The following is a 21,496-nucleotide window of genomic DNA, read 5'->3' on the forward strand; positions in this document are numbered from 1 at the left end:
AAGGCAGAGTATTGGTGTTCACTGCAACATTATGTTGCAACGAGTCATGGCGTCGATGGTAGCACGGTGCCAAAAAGCCACGAGGCTTTTCCTATTTTGGGGGCCGCTACGGGAGCTTTTTTGTAAACAGCGCCTTGCTCCCCCCCGAGCAGTTCCGGCGCTTTACGCCGCCCCCCGACCTAGAAGTTCGCCGGCGTATTCGCGCTGATGATTTCCGCCTCATCCTGCCCGATATTGCGAAACCTGTGGGGCAAGGTGGTGGGGAAGTAATACCCATCCCCAGGGTTCAAGATGCTGACCTGGCCATCGACAGTGAGTTCGACGGTGCCACGGGTGACAAGGCCGCACTCCTCCCCTTCGACATGCACGATCGGCTCTTCGCCAGAGCTGGCGCCCGGGGCATATTGCTCGCGCAAAAAGCGCATCTGGCGACTGGGGATCGGTGCGCCAACCAGCAGCAGGCGCAGGCCATCGCGGCCCAGGTCAGGCTGTTCGTTGGCGCGGAAGACGTATTGGTGTTCGCGTGGTGGCTGGTCAAAGGTGAAGAAGTCCGCCAGGGACATGGGGATGCTTTCCAGCAGCTTTTTCAGGGAGCTGACGGAGGGACTGACGCGATTCTGTTCGATCAGGGAAATGGTGGCGTTGGTCACGCCGCTACGCCGGGCCAGCTCGCGCTGGGAGAGTTTGTAGCTTTCGCGAACGAGTTTGAGTCGGGTGCCCGTGTCCATAGCTGCCTTATATAAGGGTGACTGAAGCGGCGTTTATCGGTTGCGATAGCTCTGCAGGAGCCGAGGCGGGTGCGGGCAGGCAATGTTGCGAAGTTCGCCGACTGCCTGGCCCAGATACCTGAAAGGCGGCTATTAAATCACGTTTGTGGGTAGAGCTGTAGCCGCGCTGAATACGCCCGAGCGCAAGAAAAAAAGCAAGCCCGCAGCCACTGCCTAAGACGGCATGGACCGGGGCTCGCAGCGCTTATGTACCTGACCGGTCAAATACCGAATCGGTCGCGCAGGGCGTAGTAGGCGGCGCCCATGGCCGTCAGCGGGGCCTGGAAAGTGCGGCCGCCGAACATCGGCATGTGTGGCAGGGAGGCGAAGGCGTCGAAGCGTTCGGCGTCACCGCGGATCACTTCGCTGATCAGCTTGCCCGCCAAATGCGAACAGGTGACACCGTGGCCGCTATAGCCCTGCATGTAGTAGGCGTTCTTTTCGATACGGCCAAATTGCGGCATACGCGACATGGTCAGCAGGAAGTTGCCGGTCCAGCGGTAGTCGATCTTGACGTCTTTCAACTGCGGGAAGGTCTTGAGGATCTTCGGTCGGATCAGTTGTTCGATGTCGTCCGGCTCGCGGGCGCCATAGACCACGCCACCGCCGTATAGCAGGCGGTTGTCAGCGGTCAGGCGGTAATAGTCGAGCAGGTAGTTGCAGTCTTCGACGCAGTAATTGTGGGTAATCAGGCTGCGCGCGACTTTCTCCGACAGCGGCTCAGTGACCACGATCTGCGAGCCGCAGGGCATGCTTTTGCGGGTCACCCTTGGGTCGAGATCTTGCTGCAGGTAGGCGTTGCCGGCGATCAGCAGGTACTTGGCGCGAACCACACCCTTGGCCGTGCGCACCACGTTGGGTTCGCCGTAGGTGATGTCCACGGCCGCCGATTGTTCGAAGATCTTGCCGCCCAGGCCAATAATGGCGCTGGCTTCGCCCAGGGCCAGGTTCAGCGGATGGACGTGGCCACCCTGCTTGTCCAGCAGGCCGCCGATGTAATTTTCACAGCCCACTTCGCTGGCGATGTCCTTGGCGTCGAGCAGTTGCAGGTTGCGGTTGCCATAGCGCTCCCAACTGTTTTTCTGTTCGACCAGGCCTTTGAGTTGCTTTTTGTTCAGCGCGGCGAAGATCCCGCCCGGGCGGTAGTCGCATTGGATGTCATAGTGCTGGATGCGCTGGCGAATGATCTCGGCGCCTTCGAACATCATGCTGCCGAGGATTTCGGCGCTCTTTTCGCCGTAGCGCTGCTCGATAACATCCACGTCACGGCTGTAGGAGTTGACCAGTTGCCCGCCGTTGCGCCCGCTGGCACCAAAGCCGACCTTGGCCGCTTCGAGCACGGTGACGCTGTAGCCGGCTTCAGCCAGGAACAGCGCCGACGACAGGCCGGTGTAGCCGGCGCCAATGACACAGACATCGCACTCGACCGACTCTTCAAGCACAGGGAAGTCGCCGGTGTGGTTGCGGGTTGCGGCGTAGTAGCTGTTTACATGGGGTTGCATGGTTAGGACTCCCTGGCGATTGGCCAGCGCGGGCTGGCAATCGCCGTTGTTAGTTGGGCTTAGAGCTTCACCCAGGTGGCTTTGAGCTCGGTGTACTTGTCGAAGGCGTGCAGCGACTTGTCGCGGCCATTGCCCGACTGTTTAAACCCGCCGAACGGCGCGGTCATGTCGCCACCGTCGTACTGGTTGACCCACACGCTGCCGGCGCGCAGACCCCGAGCAAAGCGATGGGCGCGACTGAGGTTGGCGGTCCACACCGCAGCCGCCAGACCGAAGATGCTGTCGTTGGCGATCGCCAGCGCTTCTTCTTCGGTGTCGAAGCTGATCAGCGACAACACTGGGCCGAAGATTTCTTCGCGGGCAATGGTCATGGCATTGGTCACGCCGTCGAAAATCGTCGGCTCCACGTACTGGCCACCGGTGTCTTGCAGGGTGCGCCGGCCGCCAACCAGCAGTTGGGCGCCCTGCTCCTTGCCGATCTCGATGTAGCGCAGCACGTTGTCCAGTTGCCGCTGATCGACCACCGCGCCGACCTTGGTCGCCGGGTCCAGGGGGTGCCCTGGTTTCCAGGCCTGGAGCGCCTCCAGCAGCAGCGCAATGAAGGGCTCGCGGATCGAACGCTGCACCAGCAGCCGCGAACCAGCCACGCAGACCTCGCCCTGGTTGAAGGCAATCCCGGCCGCCGCCGCTTCGGCGGCAGCGCGCAGGTCCGGGGCATCGGCGAATACCACGTTGGGGCTCTTGCCACCCGCCTCCAGCCATACCCGTTTCATATTGCTCTGGCCGGAATACACCAGCAGTTGCTTGGCCACGCCGGTGGAGCCGGTAAAGGCCAGCACGTCCACATCCATGTGCAGGGCCAGCGCCTTGCCGACGGTGTGGCCGTAACCCGGCAGTACGTTGAATACGCCCGGGGGAATGCCGGCTTCGAGTGCCAACTGGGCCAGGCGAATGGCGGTCAGCGGCGACTTTTCCGAAGGCTTGAGGATGAACGAGTTACCCGCCGCCAGGGCCGGAGCGAACTTCCAACTGGCCATGATCATCGGGAAGTTCCACGGCACGATGGCCGCGACCACGCCGCAGGGTTCGCGTGTGATCAGGCCCAACTGGTCGTGGGGCGTGGGCGCCACTTCGTCGTAGAGCTTGTCGATGGCCTCGGCGTTCCAGCGGATCGCGTTAGCCGTGGCGGGCACGTCGATGGCCATGGAGTCGCCGATCGGCTTGCCCATGTCCAGGGTTTCCAGGAGTGCCAGCTCTTCCTGGTGCTCGAGGATCAGATCGGCGAAGCGGATCAGCACGCGCTTGCGCGCCGCCGGGGCTTGCAGTCGCCAGGTCCCAGACTCAAACGCCCGGCGCGCGGCGAGCACCGCCGCGTCGGCGTCGGCCTCATCGGTGCTGGCGACCTTGGCCAGAAAACGCCCGTCCACCGGGCTGATGCTGTCAAAGGTCTCGCCGCTGGCGGCCCAACGGTACTCGCCGTCGATAAAGGCCCGGCCTTCGAGGTTCAGGGACTGGAAGTACTGCTCCCAGTCATTGCGATGCTTGGTCATAGGGTGTGCTCAACGCAAAAAGTGGGAGGGCCGTCAGACCGTGTGCAGGTACCAGTTGTACTCAAGGTCGGAGATCGAGTTCTCGAACTCGGCCAGCTCGCTTTCCTTGCACGCCACAAACACGTCGATGTACAGCGGGTCGATGTACCGGGCCATGACCTCGCTGTCGTCCAGCTCACGCAGGGCGTCGCGCAGGTTGTTGGGCAGGCTCTGTTCGTTCTGCTCGTAGGAGTTGCCTTCGACCGGCGCCCCCGGCTCGATCTTGTTGGTCAGGCCGTGGTGTATACCGGCGAGTACCGAGGCCATCAGCAGATAAGGGTTGGCGTCGGCGCCTGCCACCCGGTGCTCGATGCGCACGGCATCTGACGAACCGGTCGGCACGCGCACGGCGACGGTGCGGTTGTCGATGCCCCAGCTCGGCGAGTTCGGCACATAGAACTGCGCGCCGAAGCGGCGGTAGGAGTTGACGTTCGGGCAGAGGAACGCCATCTGCGCCGGCAGGGTTTCCAGCACGCCGCCGATAGCGTGACGCAGGGCGTCGTTGGTCTCGGGGTCTTCGCTGGCAAAGATGTTAGTGCCCGTTTTGTCGAGGATCGAGATGTGCACGTGCAAACCATTACCCGCCTGGCCCGGATAGGGCTTGGCCATAAAGGTGGTGTCCATCTCGTGGTCGTAGGCGATGTTTTTCACCAGGCGCTTGAGCAACACCGCGTAGTCGCAGGCTTTGATCGGGTCGCTGACGTGGTGCAGGTTGACTTCGAACTGCGCCGGGGCACTTTCCTTGACGATGGCGTCAGCGGGGATGCCCTGCTCTTTCGCGCCTTCAAGGATGTCTTGCAGGCAGTCGACGTATTCGTCGAGGTCATCAATCAGGTAGACCTGGGTCGAATGCGGGCGCTTGCCCGAGATTGGCGAGCGCGGTGCTTGCGGGCGGCCGTTCACGTTGTCCTGGTCGATCAGGTAGAACTCCAGCTCGAACGCGGCGCAAATGGTCAGGCCCAGGTCGTCGAACTTACTCACCACCTGGCGCAGCACTTCGCGCGGGTCAGCGAAGAACGGCTGGCCTTCGAGTTCATGCATGGTCATCAGCAGTTGCGCGGTGGGGCGCTTCTGCCAGGGCTCGATGCACAGGGTGTCGGGGATCGGGTAGCAGATGCGGTCGGAGTCGCCGATATCCAGGCCCAGGCCGGTGCTTTCCACGGTCGAGCCGTTGATGTCCAGGGCGAACAAGGACGCCGGGAGGTTGATGCCTTTTTCATACACCTTGTGCAGCGCCGTGCGTTCGATGCGCTTGCCGCGCACCACGCCGTTCATGTCTGCAATCAGCAGATCGACGTACAGGACCTCAGGGTGTTTCTTCAGAAAGGCGTTGGCTTCGTTGAGCTGAACGGTACGCAGTGGGACCGACATGATGCACCTATTGTGTTAATTATTATGTTCATAGCTGTTTCGTAGCAGCAGTCAATCCGAAAGATAAAGTGAAGTCAATAGCGAAAAGCGCGGGCTATTCGTTAATTATATTGATACTGGATAGGCAAACACAGGGAAAAAACCAAGCAAACACGCAGACCAACACCCCGATGCGTCTATAATTTTTTACATGAAGGTTGTTAATTAAAATCAACATGGATAAGCTCTGGAAAAACTCGTTCCAGCGTGAATTTCGAGGTGATAAAAATGGCACTCAAGCCATTGATCGGTGTTACTGCATGCGTCAAAGAGATTGGCTTGCACCCCTACCATGTCAGCGGCGACAAGTATTTGCGTGCTGTCAGCGTCGCGGCCCTGGGGCTGCCGGTGATCATCCCTTCCCTGGCGGACCTCTGCGAGATCAAGGATCTGCTGCACTACGTCGATGGCCTGTTGTTTACCGGCTCGCCGTCCAATGTCGAACCCTTCCACTATCAAGGCTCGCCCAGCGCGCCGGGCACCGCCCATGACCCGCAGCGCGACGCCACCACCCTGCCCCTGTTGCGGGCAGCGGTGGCGGCCGGCGTGCCGGTCCTCGGTATCTGCCGCGGCTTCCAGGAAATGAACGTGGCCTTTGGCGGCAGCCTGCACCAGAAGGTGCATGAATTGCCGGGCTATAGAGACCACCGCGAAGCCGACGACCCACGCCTCGAAGTCCAGTACGCCCCGGCGCACCCGGTGGCGATCCAGCCCGGCGGCGTGTTCGAGGCCATGGGCCTGACCGGCGAGATCCAGGTCAACTCGATCCACAGCCAGGGCATCGACCGCCTGGGTGACGATCTGCGGGTCGAAGCCGTGGCCCCGGATGGCCTGATCGAAGCCATTTCGGTGGAGCACAGCCAGGCGTTTGCGTTTGGCGTGCAGTGGCACCCGGAATGGCAGGTCCTGTCGAACCCGGTCTACCTGAGTATTTTCCAGGCCTTCGGCGATGCCTGTCGGCAACGCGCCGCGCAGCGTCAGCACCGCTAACACAAGGCGGCCCGCACAGGGCCACCAGTACTCGATTCACCGATTGACACGCCCTGCCCACGCGGCGCGCGCACCTGTGTGCACCCGCCGTGCGGCATGAACGGCAACACCCAAACAACAACAAGCAAGCCCAGGCAGCCAGGATGGCAGCGCCGAATAAACCTGCACCGCATTGATGACGCAGGTTTGCAATCAACCTTATTAAGTCAGGCCGCATTGGCCCGACGACCTGTTGGGAGTTTCACATGGCAAACGCCTCCAGCATTTATCGCAAGGCTCTGGAAGGTCATCAGCCACCACAAAAGGTGCTGGTGAAGATCGACCGCGTGACCAAGAAGTTCGATGAAACCGTGGCCGTGGACGATGTGTCCCTGGACATCCACCAGGGCGAGATCTTCGCCATGCTGGGGGGGTCCGGTTCCGGCAAATCCACCCTGCTGCGCATGCTCGCCGGTTTCGAACGGCCCACCGAAGGCCGCATCCTGCTGGATGGCGTGGACATTACCGATATGCCGCCCTATGAGCGGCCGATCAACATGATGTTCCAGTCCTATGCCTTGTTCCCGCATATGACCGTGGCGCAGAACATCGCCTTCGGCCTCAAGCAGGATCGCCTGCCGGCCAGCGAAATCGAGGCGCGGGTCGAGGAAATGCTCAAGCTGGTGCACATGACCCAGTACGCGCGGCGCAAACCCCACCAGCTCTCCGGCGGCCAGCGCCAGCGCGTCGCCCTCGCCCGCTCCCTGGCCAAGCGCCCGAAACTGCTGCTGCTCGATGAGCCCATGGGCGCCCTGGATAAAAAGCTGCGCTCGCAGATGCAACTGGAGCTGGTAGAGATCATCGAGCGCGTGGGCGTGACCTGCGTGATGGTGACCCATGACCAGGAAGAGGCCATGACCATGGCTCAGCGCATCGCCATCATGCACTTGGGCTGGATCGCCCAGATCGGTAGCCCGGTGGACATTTACGAAACCCCGGTGAGCCGCCTGGTCTGCGAGTTCATCGGCAACGTCAACATCTTCGAGACCCAGGTGGTCGACGACGCCGAAGGTCACGCGGTGCTCCAGTGCCCGGACCTGGACCGCGACATCTACGTCGGCTACGGCATCGCCACTTCGGTGGAAGACAAGTCGGTGACCTACGCGATCCGCCCGGAAAAACTGCTGGTCACCACCGTAATGCCGACCGGCGAGCACAACTGGTCGAGCGGCAAGGTCCACGACATCGCCTACCTCGGCGGGCACTCAGTGTTCTACGTGGAGCTGCCGAACGGCAAGATCGTCCAGTCGTTCATGGCCAACGCCGAACGCCGTGGCTCCCGACCGTCCTGGGGCGACACCGTGTACGTGTGGTGGGAAGACGACAGTGGCGTGGTACTGCGGGCATGAGTACATCGACCATGAGCACTTTCAATCAAGCGTTGATCCGTGTGCTGCCCAGCGGTCGCAAGCTGGTGATCGGCATTCCCTTCCTCTGGCTGTTCCTGTTTTTCATGCTGCCGTTCTTCCTGGTGATGAAGATCAGCTTCTCCGAAGCGGCCGTCTCGATTCCGCCCTACTCGGAAATCTACACCTTCGTCGACCAGAAACTCCAGGTGCTGCTGAACCTGGGTAACTACAGCCTGCTGGCCGCCGACGATTTGTACATCTCGGCCTACCTGGGCTCGCTGAAGATCGCCCTGCTCAGCACGTTGATGTGCCTGCTGATCGGCTTTCCCATGGCCTATGGGATTTCCAAGACCCGCAAGGAAATGCAAAACGTATTGCTGCTGCTGATCATGATGCCGACCTGGACCGCGATCCTGATCCGCGTCTATGCCTGGATGGGCATCCTCAGCAATAACGGCCTGCTCAACGCCTTCCTGATGTGGAGCGGCCTGACCTCAAGCCCGATTGAAATCCTCAACACCAACACGGCGGTCTACATCGGCGTGGTCTACGCCTACCTGCCGTTCATGGTGCTGCCGCTGTACGCCAACCTGGTCAAGCACGACCAGAGCCTGCTGGAAGCCGCTTCGGACCTGGGATCGAGCAACTTCAACAGCTTCTGGAAAATCACCGTGCCGCTGGCCAAGAACGGCATCATCGCCGGGAGCATGCTGGTGTTCATCCCGGTGGTTGGCGAGTTTGTGATCCCGGAACTGCTGGGCGGCCCGGAGACCCTGATGATCGGCCGCGTGTTGTGGCAGGAGTTCTTCAATAACCGCGACTGGCCGGTGGCGTCCGCCCTGGCGGTGGTGATGCTGGCGATCCTGATTATTCCCATCTTGCTGTTCAACCGCAGCCAGGCCAAAGAAATGGAGGCACGGGCATGAAGCGTTTCAGTTTTTCGACCCTGATGCTGGTGCTCGGCTTGTTGTTCATCTACCTGCCGATGCTGATTCTGGTGATCTATTCGTTCAACGCTTCCAAGCTGGTGACGGTCTGGGGCGGCTGGTCGCTCAAGTGGTACCTGGGGCTGTTGGACAACACCCAATTGATGGGCTCGGTGGCGCGCTCCCTGGAGATTGCCTGCTACACCGCCGTGGCCGCCGTGGCGCTGGGCACCCTGGCCGCCTTCGTGCTGACCCGCGTCACCCGTTTCAAGGGCCGGACCCTGTTCGGTGGCCTGGTGACCGCGCCTCTGGTGATGCCGGAAGTGATCACCGGTCTGTCGCTGTTGCTGCTGTTCGTGGCCATGGCGCAGATGATCGGCTGGCCCATGGAGCGTGGCATCGTCACCATCTGGATCGCTCACACCACCTTCTGCGCGGCCTATGTCGCGGTGGTCGTCTCGGCGCGCCTGCGGGAGCTGGACCTGTCCATCGAAGAAGCGGCGATGGACCTCGGCGCGCGACCACTCAAGGTGTTTTTCCTGATCACCATCCCGATGATCGCGCCGTCGTTGGCGGCGGGCGGCATGATGGCGTTCGCCTTGTCCCTGGATGACCTGGTGCTCGCCAGTTTCGTCTCCGGGCCCGGCTCCACCACCCTGCCGATGGAGGTGTTCTCCGCCGTGCGCCTGGGGGTCAAGCCGGAGATCAACGCCGTGGCCAGCCTGATTCTGCTGGCGGTGTCGCTGGTGACCTTCATGGTCTGGTATTTCAGCCGCAAGGCCGAAATGAACCGCAAGCGGGCGATCCAGGAAGCCATGGACCAGACCACCAGCGAAGCCTGGCAGCCGCAACCCCAACAGTCATAACGAACACCGGCGACGGCCTAGGCCGTCGTGTTTTACCCCACAATAAAAAATGGAGTTGGATGCATGAAAAGGTTTGGCAGGACTCTGCTCACACTGTCCCTGTTGGGCGCCATGGCTGGCGGCGCCCAGGCATCCGACAAGGTGCTGCGTGTGTATAACTGGTCGGACTACATCGCCCCCGACACCCTGAAAAAGTTCGAGGCCGAGACGGGCATACACGTCACCTACGACGTTTTCGACAGTAACGAAACCCTGGAAGCGCGGCTGCTGGCCGGCAAGTCGGGCTACGACATCGTGGTCCCGTCCAACAGCTTCCTGGCCAAGCAGATCAAGGCCGGGGTCTACCAGACCCTGGACAAATCCAAACTGACGAACTGGAAGAACCTGAACCCGGTGCTGCTGAAAAATGCCGCCGCCAGCGACCCCGACAACGCGCATGCCTTCCCGTATATGTGGGGTTCGATCGGCATCGGCTACAACCCGGAGAAAGTCCGCCAGGCACTGGGCACCGACGCGCCGCTGAACTCCTGGGACCTGCTGTTCAACCCCGAGAATGCCGCGAAACTCAAGGCCTGCGGCATCAGCTTCCTCGATTCGCCGACCGAAATGCTGCCAGCGGCCCTGCACTACCTGGGCTTCCCGGTGAACTCCCAGGACAAGCAACAGATCGCCCAGGCCCAGGAAGTATTCATGAAGATCCGCCCTTCGGTGGCGTACTTCCATTCCTCCAAGTACATCTCGGACCTGGCCAACGGCAATATCTGCGTGGCCGTGGGTTACTCCGGCGACGTGCTGCAAGCGCGCGCCCGGGCTGAAGAAGCCAACAACGGGGTGAAGATCGACTACAGCATTCCCAAGGAAGGCGCCGGCAGTTTCTACGACATGGTGGCCATCCCCCGGGACGCGAGCAACGTCGACAATGCCTATGCCTTCATGAACTTTCTGATGCGCCCGGATATCATCGCCGAGGTCACCAACAGCATCGGCTACAGCAACGCCAACGCCGCGGCCACGCCCCTGGTGGACGAGGCGATCCGCAACGACCCGGCGTCCTACCCGCCCCAGGAAGTGCTCGCGACCCTGTACGCGATCCCCGACCAGCCCATTCCCGTGCAGCGCCTGATGACCCGCGGCTGGACCAAGGTCAAGCTCGGCAACTAACACGTGCGCGCCACCACTCGGCGCACCCCGCTTCCGTTCCCGTCGCGCCTTACCACCGCGACCTTTGCTGTGAACGGCTTCACCCGGCTCCCTCGGTTAGGGTGAAACCCTTGGCGCCTTCGGGCGCCTTTTTTGCGTTCAGCCGCCGCCAAAGCGCCCTGCCACTCTGGGCCTTTCATTGGTGCGCGGCACTGAGCAATTAAAACGCTTGAGGATGCCCTGCACTTTCTGGCCCACTTGATCGCGCGCTCGTGTGAAGTGCTAAAGAGCGCGCGGCACCTCGTGGAACCCAAATAACAACTTCGGACAAACCTTATGAACTCCAGCGTCAGCCGCTGCGCGCTCCCGCCCGACTCAAGCATTGCCCGCCATGCCACAGGTGCCAGTTTCATCGATTGCCAGAGCACCTTGACCGATGACCACGCGCGCAGCGCCTTGCGGCATGGACTGCGGCTGATGGCCCGGACACCTATTTGGATCGACCGATTGATGGCGCTGCGCAATCGACTGGTGCAGGTGTTTGGCCTCAAGGACCTCGGCAGGCTGACACGCATCGACCTTGAGCGTGCAGATGCCGACTATCGACCCGGCGACCGGGTGGGGATTTTCACCCTGGTCTCGCAAACCCCCGACGAGGTTCTGCTGGTCGACCAAGACCGGCACCTGGATGTGTACCTGGCCATCAACCTTATGCCGCTCGACGCGCAAGGGACCCGCCGGGCGGTACTTTCCACCGTGGTCCAGCCGCACAACTGGCTGGGCCGCCTGTATATGCTGCCGGTGGCGCCGTTCCATCGCTTTATCGCGCCACGCATGCTGGCCATGCTCAATCAGCGCTAGCGTTGTTCATACCCGCGTTCAAGCTCAGTGCGTTCCACGAGCCGCGTGAACAGACACTCAAGCGCCAAGGCACTTTAGGCGGCCATTCGACGCCCACTTCGAAGCCCATATTGAACAGGGCCCGATCCTCAAAGATAACGGTTTGCCCGTTGGAAGGGTGACCGACGGCCAAGCGCTTTGCTGGCTGGATGTGCAGGTCGCAGGTGTCTTTGAGCTCGGAGCCGAGCACGCACATCACACAGTTTGAAACCGCAAAGAAGTCCGGTGGCGGTCACCTATTCGACCAAGCGGCCTTGAAATAGACAGGTTTTACCGGATTTGTCCGCAAAGCTTGTTAGGATAAAGCGGCTAACATCTCGTTTAACCATAGGAACAGCGGGGATAATGACAACTGCACGTCATGGCGTGCCACCAATAAGGAGATTCTCATGGTTGAAAAGCCTACGGATGATCGGCCAAACATCCCTCACGTCCCCAGTGAGGACGGTATTCCAGCACCGAGCGGAGCTGCCAATCTGATCGACACTGACTATGTGATCGGTCAAGACAACATCAAGGGAGAGTTTTCGTTCTCGCTCGATATCCACGGCAAAGTGTTCATTATTTCAGCGGCCACCATTTTACTGTTCGTGGTTTTGACGCTGGCATTGCAGAACGAAGTTGAACCCCTCTTCAGCTCTATCCGAAACTGGTTAACCAGCCACCTTGCCTGGCTCTTCATGAGCATTGCGAATGTTTTTGTCGTGCTGTGCATTGCGTTGATTTTCTCTCCGCTGGGTAAGGTTCGCTTGGGCGGCAGAGATGCCAAGCCAGACCATAGCTACGTCGGATGGTTTTCAATGCTTTTTGCCGCAGGCATGGGCATTGGTTTGATGTTTTATGGCGTAGCCGAACCCATGTCGCATTACGCTGCGTCCATGGGCGGTGTGACAGTCGATGCCAGCGGCGTGCGCACGGACTGGGCGCCGTTAGGAGGGGCTGCAGGCGACATGAAGGCATCCGCCGATTTGGCGATGGCTGCCACGATCTTTCACTGGGGGCTCCATCCCTGGGCGATATACGCGATAGTGGCGCTGTCCTTGGCGTTGTTTTCTTACAACAAGGGCTTACCGCTTTCGATACGCTCAATTTTCTACCCCCTATTGGGCGAGCGTGTTTGGGGATGGCCAGGGCATATCATCGATATCCTGGCGGTATTCGCCACGCTATTCGGGTTGGCGACTTCGCTGGGCATTGGTGCAGAACAAGCTGCCGCAGGGATTGAATACCTTTTCGGAATCCGATCGACGAATCTCAGCAAGGTCGTGCTGATCGTTGGTATCACCTTGATCGCTCTTTGGTCAGTCCTTGCCGGCTTGGACAAGGGTGTCAAGATGCTTTCCCAGATCAATATGGGACTCGCATTACTCTTGCTGGTGTTTATCATCGTAGTGGGACCGACGTTGGCCATCTTCACGGGTTTCTTCAAAAACCTGGTGACGTATGTTGAATACCTGCCGGCACTTTCGAACCCATTCGGACGCACTGACACTCAATTCACCCAAGGCTGGACGGCCTTCTATTGGGCTTGGTGGATCAGTTGGTCGCCGTTTGTAGGCATGTTTATCGCGCGCGTCAGTCGTGGTCGAACGGTCAGAGAGTTTCTGATCTCTGTCCTGCTCGTTCCTTCAGTGGTTTCTGTGCTGTGGATGACCACGTTCGGCGGAACGGCCATTGACCAAGCGACGGTACAGGGCGTGATGGGCGTCAAGGACGCTGTGCTGGAACTGAAACTGTTCGCCATGCTGGGAGAACTGCCGCTTAAGGAGATCAGTTCATTCCTGGGCATCATTCTGGTCATCGTGTTTTTTATTACCTCTTCGGACTCCGGTTCGTTGGTGATCGATACGATCACCGCCGGGGGTAAGGTTGATGCGCCGGTGCCTCAACGTGTGTTCTGGGCGGTCATCGAGGGCGTGATTGCGATTGCCCTTCTATTGGGGGGTGGTCTGGTAGCACTGCAGGCGATGGCAGTTTCCACAGGTTTGCCCTTCGCAATCGTTCTGATGTTGGGATGTATCTCTCTCGTGAAAGGATTGATGACTGAGCCTCGTTAGTGAACCTGAGCTAAGACATACGTAACTTTCGCTTCAAGTTTCAAGGTGTAACACGTCAATACGTTTGCACCTTGAAGCTAAAACCGAGGGCAATATGTTCCAACAAATCAACAGTTTCTTCGTCATCCACAACTTTCTGGGAATAGCGTTAGCTAACTGGATTGTCGCTACCTCACTGGCAATGATCAGCTTTATCTTGGCCAGGGCGGCGATTGGCTTTTTTCGGAGAAAACTTCGGACAGTATCTGTACTACCCAATGCCCATATCAGCCACGATACGTCGCTTGGGGGGCGAACAGATCGTCATGGCGAACGCCGCAATGATCGGAAGTACCATACAAAACTATAAAAGGCTTCAAGAACGCCGAGTCGTGTTCGAAATTGCGTTGACCTACCACTGCTCTCCGCAACAAGTTAGAGACGTGCCGCAACGCATAGAACAGATTATCCGCAAGCAAGAAAGAGCACGATTCGATCGCTGTCACTTTCGAAACTTCGGCAATAGTGCGTTAGAGTTCGAGACCGTTTACATCGTGCTCGACCCTAGTTACAACGTTTATATGGATGTCCAGCAAGACATCAATCTTGGAATAATCGACGCGTTCGAGGAACTGGGCGTCAACTTTGCCTATCCGTCACGCACGGTCTACATTGCCTCCGATCCCGGCAAGGATAGGCTTTTGAATGATTCCAAACACCCGATCTAGAGGCTCGTGCCTTGCCTGATCGACATCATTGCCCAGTGCGCTTGGCGGCGTCACTTGGATTTGGATTTGGATCGCACCAGGTCAGGCGAGGTAGCGCGGGATCAACCAAGCGCTTTGAATGCAGGGTTCAAGGAGCGGTTACTATCAAATGGCGTTAGCCTCGCGCGTTAACGCCAGCAGTTGAGCAACTGAGTCAATTCCACAACTCGCCAACCGGGGTGGACGTTGAATAGTGAGTCGCGATCTGCGCCTGCAACAATTCTGCTGTCGCAAGGGCATCGGTTAAAGCGTGGTGGGCATGGTACGCCGGAAGGCCAAGCCGCTTGCGACTATCTGCCAATCGTATGGATTGCTGTGAGCGCCCCATGAGTCGGGCAAACCAACCGAGTTTTTGCCGATGCAGTCGAGCCTCTAACTGCATCGTATCGATGACTGGAAAGTCCAGCCCCTCCCCTAAATATCTACGGACTGCCTGATCCAAGAAGGCGCGCTCGATATTGCGATAATGGACGACCATCACCTTGCCGGTCATAGCCGTCAGCAACGGATCTAGCACCTGTGCAAAGGTGGGAGCATCGAGAATCTCGGTATGGGTTATGTGATGAAAAGTCACTGACTTTTCATTCAGTTCGGAAGATGGGTTTATCACCCAGTAAAGTGAGTTCCCGCAATAAATGCGCTGTAGTGTGAACGGCATCACGCCGATGCTCACAATGCTGTGCGCGTGTGCATCAAGACCGGTGGTTTCCACATCCATTGCGAGCAGTTGCACACTCTCAATGGAGGCCTGGGCTGAGACTGCACCGGCTTGATAGAACTGTCGCAAGCGGCTGTTAACGGCGTTTTGCGCCAATGTCTCAAACCTGGAAGACCAGTCCAGCATTTTACGATTGGGCTGCGCATTCATGTGCTTCATGACGCGAGGCGACCTTTTGGAGGATAGCGGAATCGCAAGAAATTCTGGCCATTACTCAAGACCTGAAACGCCTCTTTTAGATTACGCCGCTCACTGTTGGAAAAACGCTCGGGCTCGACGTAGTTATTGAGCGCAGCACCCTGCTCCAACGCGTCTGCCTGATGTCGGATTCGCACCATCGACAGAAACTCCAGTGCATATCGAAGTTGCTTTAATCCTTCAGGCGGGATGACGTTGCTGCTCGCTATCGCATCCATGCGATCAAACGAATTCTGCGCGGTACTGCCGCACGCAAGCGCATGGATGCGGATAAGGTCAGTCAGCGGAGCGGTGCCCCGCCCCTTGAGATTAATGATCCTTTTGTGCTGCCCGTCTGTCTCGACGACAAAAGTACGGAAAAACCCCAATGGCGGCGTCCGGTCAAGCGCAATTCGAGCCATGGCACTCAGAAAAACAGGGTGTGCGCTGGATTTGCGAGCACACAGAGTTTTTAGCTCTTGTACCAACTCAAGCTGGCCAAAAACACCGTCAAGGTCGAAAAAAATACAGCTATTGAGCAACGTCGTCGGGTTAGGTTTCTCGATCCACTGATCGAAATAACGTCGCCACACATTCAAGGGCTGACGCCACTGATCGTTGGTCGCCATTATCCCGCCCTTACAGTAGCTGTAACCGCACGCGGCCAGGCCATCACTCACAAACGTTGCCAAGGCCCGAAAGTAAGCATCGTGCTGGATCGGATCGAAGCTGTCGTCAAGCACCAATGCGTTGTCCTGGTCAGTCACCAACAACTGCTCATCGCGCGCCATGGAACCGAGCACCATAAAGCAGTAAGGCACCGGAGGCGGCCCCAGTTTCTTCTCTGCCAGTTCCAGCAAACGCTGGGTAAAGGCCCGGCCAATGCCGGAAATTGCGCTGCCGATCATGTGTGCAGTGGCGCCATCACGCACCATGCGGATGTAGGTTCCACGCAGGTCGCGCAAAAGCGATTTCAGGCCTTCGACGGAGGTCTGATTAGAGATTCTGTTTACCAGGTACAAACTGCTGTGCGACTCGTAGCGAATGATATCCGACAGGTTGATCAGACCGATCGGATGGCCATGGTGGACGACTGGCAAATGGTGAATATTGCGGCGCAACATCATCAGCATGGCTTCAAACACTGAGTCATCGGCGCCGATCGCAACCGGGTCGGCAGTCATGATGTCGCTGGCGCTCGTTTCATCAGCGTTTCGGCCAGCAGCAACAACGCGCGTGCGCAGGTCGCGATCAGTCACGATCCCTTGGATTTCAGCCGGCTGCAAGCCCGTAGGCGACATTACCAACACGCAAGAAACGCTTTGCTCTGTCATGATTTTTGCCGCGTCGCCAACAGAGGCATCCGACGCGATCCACACCAAGGGGCGTGAGATAAGGGCACGGCATTTGAGCTGAATAAGTTCACTCGCACGGCCCTGCGCCTCAACGGCCGTCTTGAGCCTGGAGTGCCCCTCGGCTTCAACAAAGTCGGCGAAAGCATCATGTTGCGCGCACAGATCAGCGAAGACGTCGGCGGGTATGTAATAGATCAGGCTATCTTCCAATGCTCTGGCAGGAAAACGCACCTTGTTACTGCGCAACAGACCTGCTTGCCCGAATATGTCGCCTTCGACAAGTCGGTTGTAGAGTTCGCCATTACGCCGGTAGATCTCCACGGCACCACTGCGCACATAGTGCAAGTCCTGAATAATCGCACCCGCTTCAAGGATGTCACTGCCGGCCTTGAAATAACTTACTTCTACCCGCCGAGCGATGGCGTCTACCGACTCCTTTGGCAGCGTATCAAATGGGGCGAAACGATAGAGGTGGTCGCTAATCTCCTGTAACTCGATTTGCATGAAACCTCGAAATGCTGGAAAAAATATACGTTGCAAACGCCATAGTTGGCGAAGGGTAATCGTCTTTACAGTGTTAGCCACCACATCACATCCCGGGACGAGGATCAAGCGCTATGCGCTGCACCAACTACTGCGTAACGGCTTACCGTAATGTTTGCGAGGCCAGCAAGTGCGGCATTCACCCAGGGCGCAGCGCAGTTGCGCTGACCCAGCCTATGGTTTGGCTTTTTGCGTGGCGGCGTCATTGCCCTCCGACTGCAGAAAGCCACGCGCCAACTGTTGATAGAGCTCAGGCCCCATCCTGGCACTGACTGCTTTGGCAATCAGCGCAACAGCCATCAGACTGATCACCATGCCATGGCTGTCGATCATCTCCATCACGATGATCGCGGACGTGATCGGCGATTGCGTGACAGCCGCCAGAAAGCCAACCATGCATAAGGCAATGATGGGCTGTGCCGCCAGAGCGAAGAACTCAGCGACGTTGGCGCCTAACGCAGCCCCTACCGCCAGAGACGGGGCAAAAATACCGCCCGGGATACCGGAAAAATAAGTCACTACGGTCGCGAGAAAACGCGTGATCGGCGCGTGCCAGGGCAGACCGATATCAGACACGATGATCTGGGATGTGATCCCATAACCGCTGCCAAAGGACATCCCGCCACTGAGCCAACCGAGAATAGCCACGATCATCCCGCAACCACCTGCGAACCAGACAGGGTGCATGCGACGCCATTCCCATACGAAAAATCGGCGATACCTCTGCGGCCACAGGAGCATCCGACTGAACAACCCTCCCATAAGGCCGCAGCCAATACCAATCGCCAGTACCGGGATAACGATATCGAGATTGACCTCTTGCACGTCGAAATGCCCGAAATAGTTGTAGTTGCCCTGCAAAGCAATCGCGACCATCCCCGACAAGATGATCGTACTGAGCAATACCCCGCTGGTACGGGTTTCCAACTTACGCCCCAACTCCTCCACCGCAAAGGCCACACCGGCCAAAGGCGTGTTGAACGCGGCGGCAATACCCGCTGCACCGCCGGCGAGAATGAGGTCTTCGGGGCGGATGATTCGAGCGTTAGGCAGATAACGGTGAAAGAAATGCATGATCGAGGCGGCGACTTGAACTGACGGGCCTTCACGCCCGGCTGAAAAACCACCGGTCAACGCCAGAGTACCTAGCCCTATCTTGGCAACAGCAAGGCGCAAGGACACCAACTTATCCACGGGTTTACCTTGATGGGCCAACCGTGTAGCCGCAATGACCTGAGGAATACCGCTGCCTTGTGCCCCGACAAAAAAGCGGGTGGTCATCCATACGACAAACATGCCGATCAAAGGCGTGTAGATAAACGGCAGCCAAGGCCGGCCGGCGGTTTGTTGAACGAACTGCATCAGCGCCAGGTCGGCCAGCCGGGCGAACAGCACAACCAGTAACCCGGCGAGGGTAGCAGCAGCCCAGAGCGTCACACGAGTACGCCATCGGATCGAGGCAAAGCGACGACGTATGAGTAATATCGGCTTGATCACCCGAGCGGATTCCCGTTGTAGAGGTTAAATAAAACCCAGAAAACAAGACTACCGGGTTAAACGGTCAGGTCCAGCCAGCAGCGGCTAAAGGATTATAGCCATCATCTTCCCCTGCTACCCACTCCACGTGCAGTTACCCCGGCAATCTGATGCAGGGTAGGACTGTCCGCTCGCGACTGTGCTGATCAATCAACTACTGTGGAGTCGCCCTGAATAAAAACAAACAAGACGCAGAGATTCCCATGCGCGTAAAGAACCGCTTCGCCATGCTGGCCGCCGCTGCAACCCTTGCGCCTGGGGCGCACACCGGAGGCTGGCGATTACCCGCTGTGGGTTGATGGCCAGTGTCACGCCCTGAATCCCTGGATTGGCGCGCCAACCGCTCGCCAGCGTTTTATTCAAATATGGACGTGCAAGGCCGGCTGATGGTCGGATTAACACGATCAGCCGGCCCCCTTCTTCGTCCGGCCACGCAGCGTGCGACGACGCACGCAACCGGCAAGCCCGAATGCCTAGGCGCCATCACTGCGCTTTCTCTTTCGGGTCATCCAGCTCGTGTGGGCGCACACCAAGGCAAAAGTCAGCAAGAAGAAAGCCAGATAAGTCGTCACTATTTCCCCCTCATCTAAGTCAGCGCGTTAGGCTGTTATAGCGAATATATCCATGCTGGCGAGATGGGAAGGTTAAGGTGGGTTAAGAAATAGTTAGTATTCGGGCGCGCCTTAGATCAATAGGGTTCGCTTGCATTGGGTGTCGGCATTGAGTCGGGAGCGCTGAAAACACGTTCAAATGGAGGACATCATGAGTAGTGCGTTGGTCATAGAGGACGATCAGGTGACTGCTGAAATCATCGTCGCTGAGCTCCAACGCCACGGCTTCAGCTCAAAGTGGGCTGCTACCGGCCGCGACGGACTGGCCTTGGCGATTGCAGGCGGCTACGACGCCATTACCCTGGATCGCATGCTGCCTGACTTTGACGGGCTGACAATTGTCAGCACCTTGCGCAGCCTTGGGATTCAAACACCGGTCTTGATGATCAGCGCACTGTCCGATGTGGATGAGCGCGTCCTGGGGCTCCGTGCGGGCGGCGACGATTACCTGACCAAGCCGTTTTCCGCGGTCGAGATGGTCGCACGCCTGGATGCATTGCTTCGACGCACTGCCGCAGACCCCAGCAACCCCCACCTCAGTTGCGGAAACCTGCGCCTGGACCTGGTAGAGCACAAACTGACTCGAAATGACGAAGACATCCAACTGCTGCCCACCGAGTTCAAGCTGCTCAATTACCTGATGCGCAGTGCCGGCCAGTTGGTCACGCGCACCATGCTGTTTGAAGGCGTCTGGGGATACCACTTCGACCCTGGAACAAACATCATTGATGTGCACATCGGTCGACTGCGCAAAAAGCTGGAAAGCGACGAAAACTCGCCTGTCATCCATACAATACGCGGTGCCGGCTATGTCCTCGTTACCCAAAAATGAGGATTGGCGCTCGTCCGGAAGTCGGCTGATCGGGTTTTACGCAGTGTTTTTCGTGGCCTGGGGCGCACTTTTTACGGGTGTGCTGTACTGGGAAATTTCCCACTATCTCGGAACGGTCGCTGAACGGACGTTGTTGCAACGCGCCCACTATTATCAACAGATCGACGACACCCAATTGCTCGCAGAGCTGGCTGCCAGTGAGGCTTTTTCAACGCCAGGGATCGACGCCTACGGCTTGTTTGCACCCGATGGCAAACACGTCGCCGGCGACCTGCTGAAACTACGCTCCAACCTGCCCGACGATGGCCAAGTCCATTACCTTGAGCGCGGCCTGAGCATTGCGTTACCCAGCACCGAAACCAGAAGCAGCTATGCCCTGATGGCACGACGCCCCGACGGGCATATCCTCATTCTGGCCCGTGACGGAGGGTCAATATCCGCCGTGGGTGGCATTATCGAGCAGGCACTGATGTGGGGGTTGTCATTAACCCTTATCCCCGGATTGATTGGCTGGCGTTTATTACGGCGGCGGCCATTGCGGCGTGTCAAACGCCTGCAGCTGTGTACCGAAAGTATTGTCTCGGGCAACCTGTCTGAACGTTTGCCGTTGTCCGCACGCCGCGATGAACTGGATATGCTGGCCAGCGCCGTCAATACGATGCTCGATCATATTGAGCAACTGATGTATGAAGTCAAAAGCGTCTGCGACGGTATTGCCCATGACTTGCGCACGCCGTTGACACGCTTGCGCGCAAGGCTCTATCAGTTGCAGCAATTGCCGCTGGCGCGTGAACATGAGCAGGCCTTGAACCAGGCGTTTGAGGAGAGCGAGTCGATCATGGTGCGTTTTCAAGGGCTGCTGCGGGTTGCCGAGCTTGAGGATATTCGTCGCCGTTCTGCATTTGCGCCCTTTCCGATCATGGCGCTGTTGAAACAGGCGCATGAATTTTATGAGCCGATGGCGCTGGACCGCTCCCAAACGCTTTCGTTGGCCATTCCCAGCGATTGTCCCAGGGTGTACGGCGACTCTTCGTTGCTGTTCGAAGCGCTGGTCAACCTGCTCGATAACGCCCTTAAATTTACCCCTGAGGGCGGCCATATCGAATTGCGCGGGAGCGTCAAGGATTCATCGGTCATGATTGAAGTCGTCGACGATGGTGCCGGCATCCCTGAAGCGGATCGTACACATGTCATTCGCAGGCTCTATCGCGGTGAGGGAAGCCAGATAAACCCTGGCCACGGCTTAGGCTTATCGTTAGTCGCCGCCATCGTCAAATTGCACGGGTACACACTGGATATCCGCCCTGCCGCCCTGGACAGGGGAACATGCGTATTGATTCATTGCCCGCTGTTCATCGGTCAAGCCACCGATTGATCTGTACCTGAACATTAAATTTAACTTAACACTGGTTAATTTGAGCGCCCCGCCTGCGAGGCCTAATT

General features: G+C 58.4%; 16 protein-coding genes and 2 pseudogenes. 11 read left to right on the top strand and 7 right to left on the bottom strand.

The window, feature by feature from the left end:
* Window positions 1-179 precede the first annotated feature (179 nt).
* The 4 genes from ACP7CJ_RS06165 to ACP7CJ_RS06180 form a co-directional block, all read right to left on the bottom strand.
* Window positions 180-728: a cupin domain-containing protein gene (locus tag ACP7CJ_RS06165; RefSeq protein WP_010563061.1), complete on the bottom strand. Its 549-nt coding sequence runs from the start codon at window positions 726-728 to the stop codon at window positions 180-182.
* Window positions 729-988: 260 nt separating this feature from the next.
* A complete protein-coding gene (locus ACP7CJ_RS06170) occupies window positions 989-2,269 on the bottom strand; it encodes an NAD(P)/FAD-dependent oxidoreductase (RefSeq protein WP_247405779.1) in 1,281 nt (426 codons plus the stop codon).
* A gap of 59 nt (window positions 2,270-2,328) precedes the next feature.
* Window positions 2,329-3,819, bottom strand: a complete 1,491-nt coding sequence (locus tag ACP7CJ_RS06175) for an aldehyde dehydrogenase (RefSeq protein ID WP_426099843.1) — start codon at window positions 3,817-3,819, stop codon at window positions 2,329-2,331.
* 33 nt (window positions 3,820-3,852) lie between these two features.
* Complete coding sequence (locus ACP7CJ_RS06180; RefSeq protein WP_426099844.1) at window positions 3,853-5,229, bottom strand: glutamine synthetase family protein; 1,377 nt, start codon at window positions 5,227-5,229, stop codon at window positions 3,853-3,855.
* A gap of 267 nt (window positions 5,230-5,496) precedes the next feature.
* Here ACP7CJ_RS06180 and ACP7CJ_RS06185 point away from each other — a divergent pair, with 267 nt between their 5' ends.
* The 9 genes and pseudogenes from ACP7CJ_RS06185 to ACP7CJ_RS06225 form a co-directional block, all read left to right on the top strand.
* Entirely contained in the window at window positions 5,497-6,258 is a 762-nt protein-coding gene (locus tag ACP7CJ_RS06185; protein ID WP_426099845.1) for a gamma-glutamyl-gamma-aminobutyrate hydrolase family protein, read from the top strand.
* A gap of 245 nt (window positions 6,259-6,503) precedes the next feature.
* Window positions 6,504-7,646 carry an ABC transporter ATP-binding protein gene (locus tag ACP7CJ_RS06190; RefSeq protein ID WP_276193112.1) on the top strand — a complete coding sequence of 381 codons (1,143 nt, stop codon included), beginning with the start codon at window positions 6,504-6,506 and terminating at the stop codon, window positions 7,644-7,646.
* 44 nt (window positions 7,647-7,690) lie between these two features.
* Window positions 7,691-8,572, top strand: coding sequence for an ABC transporter permease subunit (locus tag ACP7CJ_RS06195; protein ID WP_276197942.1), 882 nt, complete (start codon window positions 7,691-7,693; stop codon window positions 8,570-8,572).
* Complete coding sequence (locus ACP7CJ_RS06200; protein WP_247398273.1) at window positions 8,569-9,438, top strand: ABC transporter permease subunit; 870 nt, start codon at window positions 8,569-8,571, stop codon at window positions 9,436-9,438. The genes ACP7CJ_RS06195 and ACP7CJ_RS06200 overlap by 4 nt, the downstream gene beginning before the upstream one ends.
* A 63-nt stretch (window positions 9,439-9,501) precedes the next feature.
* The gene (locus ACP7CJ_RS06205) at window positions 9,502-10,599 is read left to right on the top strand and encodes a polyamine ABC transporter substrate-binding protein (protein WP_426099846.1); all 1,098 of its coding nucleotides are present in this window, start codon (window positions 9,502-9,504) and stop codon (window positions 10,597-10,599) included.
* 315 nt (window positions 10,600-10,914) lie between these two features.
* Window positions 10,915-11,439 (top strand): DUF2867 domain-containing protein, encoded by a 525-nt coding sequence (locus ACP7CJ_RS06210; RefSeq protein ID WP_426099847.1) that lies wholly within the window; start codon window positions 10,915-10,917, stop codon window positions 11,437-11,439.
* A gap of 79 nt (window positions 11,440-11,518) precedes the next feature.
* Window positions 11,519-11,647 (top strand): annotated as a pseudogene (locus ACP7CJ_RS06215) (Zn-dependent hydrolase); the annotation flags it as partial.
* Between the two features lie 220 nt (window positions 11,648-11,867).
* The gene (locus ACP7CJ_RS06220) at window positions 11,868-13,535 is read left to right on the top strand and encodes a BCCT family transporter (protein ID WP_247398282.1); all 1,668 of its coding nucleotides are present in this window, start codon (window positions 11,868-11,870) and stop codon (window positions 13,533-13,535) included.
* Between the two features lie 275 nt (window positions 13,536-13,810).
* Window positions 13,811-14,242, top strand: a pseudogene (locus ACP7CJ_RS06225) (mechanosensitive ion channel family protein); the annotation flags it as partial.
* A 193-nt stretch (window positions 14,243-14,435) separates the two neighbouring features.
* On the opposite strand, the gene ACP7CJ_RS06230 reads toward ACP7CJ_RS06225, so the two are convergent.
* The 3 genes from ACP7CJ_RS06230 to ACP7CJ_RS06240 all read right to left on the bottom strand — a co-directional run bounded on the left by ACP7CJ_RS06230 (window position 14,436) and on the right by ACP7CJ_RS06240 (window position 18,571).
* Window positions 14,436-15,158 carry a 3'-5' exonuclease gene (locus ACP7CJ_RS06230; RefSeq protein WP_276193115.1) on the bottom strand — a complete coding sequence of 241 codons (723 nt, stop codon included), beginning with the start codon at window positions 15,156-15,158 and terminating at the stop codon, window positions 14,436-14,438.
* Window positions 15,155-17,035, bottom strand: a complete 1,881-nt coding sequence (locus ACP7CJ_RS06235) for a DUF294 nucleotidyltransferase-like domain-containing protein (RefSeq protein WP_426099848.1) — start codon at window positions 17,033-17,035, stop codon at window positions 15,155-15,157. Before ACP7CJ_RS06235 ends, ACP7CJ_RS06230 begins: the two co-directional genes overlap by 4 nt.
* A gap of 213 nt (window positions 17,036-17,248) precedes the next feature.
* Window positions 17,249-18,571, bottom strand: coding sequence for a chloride channel protein (locus ACP7CJ_RS06240; RefSeq protein ID WP_426099849.1), 1,323 nt, complete (start codon window positions 18,569-18,571; stop codon window positions 17,249-17,251).
* A gap of 801 nt (window positions 18,572-19,372) precedes the next feature.
* On the opposite strand from ACP7CJ_RS06240, the gene ACP7CJ_RS06245 reads away from it, so the two are divergent.
* Window positions 19,373-20,053 (top strand): response regulator transcription factor, encoded by a 681-nt coding sequence (locus ACP7CJ_RS06245; RefSeq protein ID WP_247398301.1) that lies wholly within the window; start codon window positions 19,373-19,375, stop codon window positions 20,051-20,053.
* The gene (locus tag ACP7CJ_RS06250) at window positions 20,031-21,428 is read left to right on the top strand and encodes a sensor histidine kinase (RefSeq protein WP_276193118.1); all 1,398 of its coding nucleotides are present in this window, start codon (window positions 20,031-20,033) and stop codon (window positions 21,426-21,428) included. Before ACP7CJ_RS06245 ends, ACP7CJ_RS06250 begins: the two co-directional genes overlap by 23 nt.
* Window positions 21,429-21,496: the final 68 nt, after the last annotated feature.

This window comes from Pseudomonas sp. PSPC3-2 (assembly GCF_049897085.1).
GTDB classification, from domain to species: domain Bacteria; phylum Pseudomonadota; class Gammaproteobacteria; order Pseudomonadales; family Pseudomonadaceae; genus Aquipseudomonas; species Aquipseudomonas paraveronii.

Excerpts from the sequence above, each read along its gene's own strand:
- ACP7CJ_RS06245 (WP_247398301.1), top strand. The coding sequence starts at position 19,373 with ATGAGTAGTGCGTTGGTCATAGAGGACGATCAGGTGACTGCTGAAATC.
- ACP7CJ_RS06250 (WP_276193118.1), top strand. The coding sequence starts at position 20,031 with ATGTCCTCGTTACCCAAAAATGAGGATTGGCGCTCGTCCGGAAGTCGG.
- ACP7CJ_RS06200 (WP_247398273.1), top strand. The coding sequence starts at position 8,569 with ATGAAGCGTTTCAGTTTTTCGACCCTGATGCTGGTGCTCGGCTTGTTG.
- ACP7CJ_RS06165 (WP_010563061.1), bottom strand. The coding sequence starts at position 728 with ATGGACACGGGCACCCGACTCAAACTCGTTCGCGAAAGCTACAAACTC.
- ACP7CJ_RS06190 (WP_276193112.1), top strand. The coding sequence starts at position 6,504 with ATGGCAAACGCCTCCAGCATTTATCGCAAGGCTCTGGAAGGTCATCAG.
- ACP7CJ_RS06175 (WP_426099843.1), bottom strand. The coding sequence starts at position 3,819 with ATGACCAAGCATCGCAATGACTGGGAGCAGTACTTCCAGTCCCTGAAC.
- ACP7CJ_RS06180 (WP_426099844.1), bottom strand. The coding sequence starts at position 5,229 with ATGTCGGTCCCACTGCGTACCGTTCAGCTCAACGAAGCCAACGCCTTT.
- ACP7CJ_RS06230 (WP_276193115.1), bottom strand. The coding sequence starts at position 15,158 with ATGAAGCACATGAATGCGCAGCCCAATCGTAAAATGCTGGACTGGTCT.
- ACP7CJ_RS06235 (WP_426099848.1), bottom strand. The coding sequence starts at position 17,035 with ATGCAAATCGAGTTACAGGAGATTAGCGACCACCTCTATCGTTTCGCC.
- ACP7CJ_RS06170 (WP_247405779.1), bottom strand. The coding sequence starts at position 2,269 with ATGCAACCCCATGTAAACAGCTACTACGCCGCAACCCGCAACCACACC.
- ACP7CJ_RS06185 (WP_426099845.1), top strand. The coding sequence starts at position 5,497 with ATGGCACTCAAGCCATTGATCGGTGTTACTGCATGCGTCAAAGAGATT.
- ACP7CJ_RS06210 (WP_426099847.1), top strand. The coding sequence starts at position 10,915 with ATGAACTCCAGCGTCAGCCGCTGCGCGCTCCCGCCCGACTCAAGCATT.
- ACP7CJ_RS06205 (WP_426099846.1), top strand. The coding sequence starts at position 9,502 with ATGAAAAGGTTTGGCAGGACTCTGCTCACACTGTCCCTGTTGGGCGCC.
- ACP7CJ_RS06220 (WP_247398282.1), top strand. The coding sequence starts at position 11,868 with ATGGTTGAAAAGCCTACGGATGATCGGCCAAACATCCCTCACGTCCCC.